Raw genomic sequence first — 6,655 nt, forward strand, 5'->3', positions numbered from 1 at the left:
ATAACAGCGGCGGCGCTTTTTTCGTCGCAAAACCTGAACAGGAGCGCCCCCGCCACGGAGCCCGGCGCGCTAGGCTTGTCGCCATGTTCGTTTCCCTTCCGTCGCGCAAGAAGGCCGCCCTGCGCTGGGCCACACCCGTGCTGTTTGCGGCACTGTGGCTGGCTTTCCTGTGGTCGATCTCACGGCCGGATGATGCCAGGGGCAGCCTGTGGCTCGACTGGGGCGCGCTCTCCACCGGGCTGACCCATCCGCTGGACTGGTGGGCCACCCTGCAGGACGGCAGCGTGCTGCGCCTGTTCACAGCCCTGTTCCTGCATGCGGACTGGTCGCACCTGCTGGGCAATCTGGTCTTCCTGCTGATCTTCGGCCTGCCGGCAGAGCGGGTACTGGGGCCATGGCGCCTGTTGCTGCTGTTCCTGGTCGGCGGCGCGGTCTCCAACCTGGTGGCGATCTACACCATGGGCAGCCCGGACCAGATCATCATCGGTGCCAGCGGCGCGGTGTCGGCCCTGATCGGCGCCTACCTGGCCCTGTTCCCGGGCGCGCGACTGGGCGTGGTGATTCCCCTCGGCCTGTTCCTGGAGTTCGTACGCGCCCCGGCCTATCTGCTGATCGGCGTGTGGGCAGCACTGCAGGTGGTGTTCGCCTATATCGGCCCGACCTTCGGCATGGTGGCCTGGTGGGCCCACATCGGCGGCTTCGTGTTCGGCGTAGTGTATGGCGTGTACGTGCGCGCAGCGATCGCGCGCCGCCTGCGCAAGCGGCACGGGTTCTAGGCAACCGGCCGGCGTCGCCGGGCGTGGCCCGGCGCTACCTCAGGGCTTTGCCGGGGCCGGGCTCGGCTTTGCTTCCGGCTTTGCTTCCGGCTTGGCGGTCGCCGCGTCGGCGGCCTTTTCCGCTTCCGCCTTCGCGGCTTCGGCCTTCAGTCGCGCGGCCACCGAGCCGGGATGCTTCAGTTCGGCGAGCGCATCGTTGATCGGGCCATCGCCCGGCAACACCGCGCCTGCCCGATAACCTTCGGTTCCTTCATCGTCGCCGCGCAGATGACCCGGCAGGGTGGCTTCGCTGTAGTCGCTCAGGCTGGCCGGCAGCGCGTCATCCTCAGGGCGCGGCGCAGGCTTGAGCTCCACATCCGGCACGATGCCGGTAGCCTGGATCGACTTGCCGCTGGGCGTGTAGTAGCGCGCCGTGGTCAGCTTCACCGAATCGCCGTTGTCCAGCGGCAGCACGGTCTGCACCGAGCCCTTGCCGAACGTGCGGCTGCCAACCACGCGTGCGCGGCCATTGTCGCGCAATGCACCGGCCAGCACTTCCGAGGCGCTGGCCGAACCCGCATCGGCCAGCACCACCACCGGTGCGCCCTTCAACAGGTCGCCCGGCGTGGCGTCGAAACGCGCATCGCTGATGCTGATGCGGCCCCGCGTACTGACGATGTTGCCCTTGTCCAGCAGATCATCGGCCACCTGCACAGCTGCGGTCAGCAGGCCACCCGGATTGCTGCGCAGATCCAGCACCAGCCCCTTCAGCGTTCCACCGGACTGCTTCTGCAGCTGCTGCACATGCTTCTGGAAATCCGAACCGGTGTCGGCCTGGAAGGTACTCAGGCGGATGTAGCCATAGCCCGGTTCCAGCAGGCGGCTGCGCACGCTGGTGACGCGGATCGTCTGCCGGGTCAGGCTGACATCGAACGGTTTCGGCCGGCCGTCGCGCACGATGGTCAGCACCACCTTGCTGCCGGCCGGGCCCCGCAGCGGCTCACTGGCATCGATCGCACTGATCGGCTTGCCATCGATGGCGATGATCAGATCGCCCGCGAGGATGCCGGCCTTGGCCGCCGGCGTGTCATCGATCGGCGCGATCACCTTCATGCTGGCGTTGTCCGGCTGCTGCTGCAGCTCGACGCCGATGCCCTCGTAGGCACCGGAGGCCTGCTCGTCGAAGGCCTGCGCATCTTCCTTGTTGAAATACGTGCTGTGCGGGTCGAGGTCGAGCAGCAGGCCACGGACCGCCGACTGCATCAGCTTGTTGTCGTCGACCGGGTCGACATAGGCCGCGCGCACCGCGTTGTACACCGCCACGAAACGGCGGATGTCTTCCAGCGGCACCTTCGAGGTCACCGCCTCCTCGCTGCTCGCCGCCTGCCCGCTGTTCGCAGCGGTCGGGGCCGGCGCGGTCTGCTGCGCCCAGGACAGCGCTGGCAACAGGGCCAGCAAGAGGGTGGCGGTACGGGCTGCGCGCATGGAGCACTCCTGTCGACGGTGGCATCGTGCCCAAGGCACAGGCACCGATTATGCGCGAAGCACAGCTAAATTCCCGTTGAACCCACGCAGTCCGTGCAGGCCCCGGGTTCAGCGGCGCTGCAGCCAGCTGTCTGGATTGACCGGCTGCCCGCCACGACGCAGCTCGAAATACAGTGCGGTCACGCCCTGGCCGCCGGAGTTGCCGACCTTGGCGACCGCATCGCCACGGCTGACCCGCGCACCGGCATCCTTCAGCAGCGTGTCGTTATGCGCATAGAGGCTCATGTAGCCGTTGCCGTGATCGACGATCAGGATCATGCCGTAACCGGTCATCCAATCGGAGAAGACGACCGTGCCATCGGCTACCGCGGTCACCGTGCTGCCGGCCGGGGCACCGATCAGCACGCCGCTGCTGGTGCGGCCATCCGGCAGCTTGCCGCCATAGCGTGCCAGCAGGTTGCCCGACAGCGGCCACCCCAGTCCCCCCACCTTCGGTGCCGGCGCCGATGCCACGGCCGGCGGCACCTTGGTCGCCGGCGGCGGTCGGCCTTCGGCGGCGGCCTGGCGTGCAGCGCGTTCGGCGGCGGCCTTCTCCGCGGCAGCCCGGCGCGCTGCCGCGCGACGCTCGGCTTCGGCCCGCGCTGCGGCCGCGCGCAGATTGGCCAGCAGGGTTTCCAGTGCCTTGGCATCCTGCCCCAATGCCTGTTCCTTCTCGCGCCGGTCCTTGAAGCGTTCGTCCAGCGAGGCCACGGTCTGCGCACGTTCGCGACGATCGGCCGCCAGCGCAGCCGCCTGCTGCTTCTGCTCGCGCTGGGTCCCCTGCAGCTGCTGCTGGCGTTCGGCAATCTGTGCCTGCAGCGCCTCCAGTTCCTTGAGATCGGCAGTCAATGCGGTGATGCGCTGCGCGCGCTCGCGCTGCAGGTACCGGTGGTAGGCCAGTGCACGGTTGGCATCGGCCACCGTGTCCTGTGACAGCAGCAGCTTGAGCGGGGCGTGGTTGCCCAGCTGATAGGCCGCGCGCAGCAACCCGGCCAGTTCGCGATGCTGCTGCGCCAGGTTGGACTGCAGGGTCGTGCGACGTCGCTCGGCCTCGGCCAGTGCCTGGTTCTGCTCGCGCAGCGCCGCCTCGGTCTGGGCCAGCACACGGCCGCTGCGGGCCACCTTCTCATCGGCCGCGCGCAGCTGCTGAGATGCCTGGCCACGCTGGCCCTCAAGCTGGCGGCGCTCCTGCGCGACGCCCTTCAGCTCGCTGCGCAGCTTCTGCAGCTTGCGCTCCGTTTCGCGCGTGTTCTGTGCACCTGACGGAAGCGGCAGCGCCAATGCCAAGGCCAGCCCCAGCAGCAGGCAGCGCCCGCCGCGGGCAGCGGCGATGTGATGTCGGCGTGAGGGGAAGGCGTTGTTGCGCAAGGGCTTTCCAGTGACTTCAGGCAGTTGCAGGGGCGATTGGGGAATGGTGACATCAACGCACGCGGCCTGCCAGCCGCACATCCACCGAGGGACCCATGAACATTCGATCCATTCCGCTGCTGTTGGGCGTGCTGCTGGCCAGCAGTCCCGCCTGGGCACAGGACAACATCAGCAAGGTCAACGGCAGCATCACCGCCGAAGCCGGGCAGCGCTACGGCAAGCTGGATACCGTCAACGGCGGCATCCGCGTCGGCGAAGGCAGCGAAACCGGCAGCATCGATACCGTCAACGGTGGGGTGAAGGTCGCCGACCGCGCCCGTACCGCCAGCATCGAAACGGTCAACGGCGGGGTGCGCCTGGGCCGTGAGGTGATCGCCCGCGGCAACGTCAGCACGGTCAATGGCAGCATCTTCAGTGATCGCGGCAGCCAGATCGAAGGCGGCGTGGAGACCGTCAACGGTGGCATCGGCCTGGTCGAGAGCCGCGTCAGCAAGGACGTGGAAACCGTCAATGGCGATATCACCGTGGGCATCGGCTCCCAGGTCGACGGCGGCGTGCGCGTGCGCAAGCCCAGCTTCAGCGTCTCGCTGACGGCCGTCCGCAAGCCGCGGGTCATCATCGGCCCGAACGCCGTGGTCAGTGGCGCCCTGCACTTCGAGCGGGACGTGGTGCTGTACGTGCACCGCACTGCGCGCATCGGCCCGGTCAGCGGCGCCGATCCCATTCCGTTCGACAGCGAAACCGCGCCGGCGGACTGAGCCCAACGATTCGGGGATACTCCCCGTTCCCGGCCGCACCACCGTGCGGCCCTCCCTTGTTTCCAGGAACCGATGATGCCCCGCAAACTCCTCCTGTGCCTGGCCGCCGCGGCCGCGCTCAGTGCCTGCAAAGGCAATGACTCCCCGGCGCCGAGCGCCGGCACCGACAGTACCGCCCCGTCTACCGCAACCGCGGGCCATGCGTTCTCGCCGGAGATCAATGCCGCCGACTTCGCCGAGATGGTCAAGACCCTGGCCTCCGACGAGTTCGAAGGGCGAGCACCGGGCAGCAAGGGCGAAGAGCTGACGGTCAACTACATCCGCGACCAGATGCAACGCATCGGCCTGAAGCCAGGCAATGGCGACAGCTGGTTCCAGGACGTGCCGATGACCGAAACCACGGCCGATGAGTCCACCGTGCTGAAGATCAACCAGGGCGGCAAGACCACGGAACTGAAGTTCGGCACTGACATGGTGGTCGGCACGCGTACCGGCCAGGCCGAGATCAGCATCGATGCCAGCGACCTGGTGTTCGTCGGCTACGGTGTCGATGCACCGGAACAGAAGTGGAACGACTATGCCGGCCAGGACTGGAAGGGCAAGACGGTCGTCATGTTCGTCAACGACCCGGGTTTCCACGTCGATGACGAAACCCTGTTCGACGGCAAGCGCATGACCTATTACGGCCGCTGGACCTACAAGTTCGAGGAGGCCGCACGCAAGGGCGCCGCTGCGGCCCTGATCGTGCACGACACGGCCGGCGCCTCCTACGGCTGGGATGTGGTGAAGAACTCCTGGGCCGGACCGCAGTACGACCTGCCGGCCAAGGACGATCCGGAAGCACGCATCCCGGTGCAGGGCTGGCTGAGCGCCGACGCCGCACGCTCGCTGTTCGCCGCCGCGGGCCTGGACCTTGACCAGGCCTACAAGGACGCCAGCAAGCGCGGCTTCAAGCCGGTGCCGCTGAAAGCCACCGCATCCGTCGACCTCAAGAGCCGTATCGCACAGAAGCAGTCGCGCAACGTGGTCGGCGTCCTGCCGGGCACCAAGCGTGCCGATGAGGCCGTGCTGTACATGGCCCATTGGGATCACCTGGGCAAGCACGAGGGCGAGGAAGGCGACAACATCTACAACGGTGCGATCGACAACGCGACCGGCGTGGCAGGCATCCTGGAAGTCGCCGAAGCGATGGCCCACCAGGATCCGAAGCCGGAGCGTTCGGTGGTGTTCCTTGCCGTGACCCTGGAAGAATCCGGCCTGCTCGGCTCCAAGTACTACGTTGCGCATCCGACGTTCCCGCTGGACAGGATCGCCGGCGTCATCAACATCGACGCCATGTCCGTGGCCGGCCGCGCCAAGGACGTGACGGTGACCGGCTTCGGCAGCTCCGAGCTGGAAGACATCCTCAAGCCGCTGGCGGCGGCCCAGGGACGCACCCTGCACGGCGAAAGCTCGGTACAGAGTGGCTTCTACTTCCGTTCCGACCACTTCAATTTCGCCAAGGCAGGCGTCCCGGCGCTGTACGCCGACGGCGGCGAAGATCTGCGCGAAGGTGGGGTGGAAGCCGGCCGCAAGGCAGCAGCCGACTACGGCGCCAACCGCTACCATGGCCCGAAAGATGAGTTCGACGCGGCCAGCTGGAAGCTGGACGGCACTGTCGAAGACCTGCAGCTGATGTACGGCGTCGGCAAGGAGCTTGCCGGTGGCGACCGCTGGCCGAACTGGTATGAAGGCAATCCCTTCAAAGCCGCCCGCGACACGATGATGAAGGCCAAGACCCCGGCCCGCTAACGTCGCGCCATGCTCGACTGAACGCTATCGAGGTCAGAGCGGCGCCCTACGGGGCGCCGCTTTTTTTTGTGCGATCCCAGCTCAGTGGCCGCTTTCCGCGCATAAAGAAAAACCCCGCTGCGCGAGCAGCGGGGTTTTGGGTGTAAACCCTGGCGATGACCTACTCTCGCATGGCTTGAGCCACACTACCATCGGCGCGGCTGCGTTTCACTTCCGAGTTCGGGATGGGATCGGGTGGTTCCACAGCGCTAATTTCACCAGGGAGACGGTTGCAGCAGCGCCTGCGGCGCCAGCTTCGCGATCTTGCCCTTGGGGCGGAAGCCACCCGGAAAATGCAGTGCCTTCATTAAAAGGAAAAACCCCGCTGCGTGAGCAGCGGGGTTTTTGGGTATAAACCCTGGCGATGACCTACTCTCGCATGGCTTGAGCCACACTACCATCGGCGCAGCTGCGTTTCAC

General features: G+C 67.0%; 5 protein-coding genes and 1 rRNA gene. 3 read left to right on the forward strand and 3 right to left on the reverse strand.

The features are described 5' to 3' along the window. Positions 1–83: 83 nt before the first annotated feature. Positions 84–776: a rhomboid family intramembrane serine protease gene (locus ACX9OW_RS18915; protein WP_053520204.1), complete on the forward strand. Its 693-nt coding sequence runs from the start codon at positions 84–86 to the stop codon at positions 774–776. Between the two features lie 39 nt (positions 777–815). Here the strand turns inward: ACX9OW_RS18915 and ACX9OW_RS18920 are convergent, their stop codons facing one another. Together ACX9OW_RS18920 and ACX9OW_RS18925 are read right to left on the reverse strand one after the other, a co-directional pair. Further along, positions 816–2,240 (reverse strand): S41 family peptidase, encoded by a 1,425-nt coding sequence (locus tag ACX9OW_RS18920; RefSeq protein WP_053520205.1) that lies wholly within the window; start codon positions 2,238–2,240, stop codon positions 816–818. 108 nt (positions 2,241–2,348) lie between these two features. After that, complete coding sequence (locus tag ACX9OW_RS18925; RefSeq protein WP_428992349.1) at positions 2,349–3,692, reverse strand: murein hydrolase activator EnvC family protein; 1,344 nt, start codon at positions 3,690–3,692, stop codon at positions 2,349–2,351. A 50-nt stretch (positions 3,693–3,742) separates the two neighbouring features. Here ACX9OW_RS18925 and ACX9OW_RS18930 point away from each other — a divergent pair, with 50 nt between their 5' ends. After that, positions 3,743–4,405, forward strand: a complete 663-nt coding sequence (locus ACX9OW_RS18930; protein WP_262218544.1) for a DUF4097 family beta strand repeat-containing protein — start codon at positions 3,743–3,745, stop codon at positions 4,403–4,405. Between the two features lie 75 nt (positions 4,406–4,480). Then, a complete protein-coding gene (locus ACX9OW_RS18935) occupies positions 4,481–6,196 on the forward strand; it encodes a M28 family metallopeptidase (protein WP_065175456.1) in 1,716 nt (571 codons plus the stop codon). Between the two features lie 147 nt (positions 6,197–6,343). On the opposite strand, the gene rrf is transcribed toward ACX9OW_RS18935, so the two are convergent. After that, a 5S ribosomal RNA gene (rrf, locus tag ACX9OW_RS18940) occupies positions 6,344–6,458 on the reverse strand. Positions 6,459–6,655 lie beyond the last annotated feature (197 nt).

It is taken from the genome of Stenotrophomonas genospecies 5 (genome assembly GCF_054473825.1).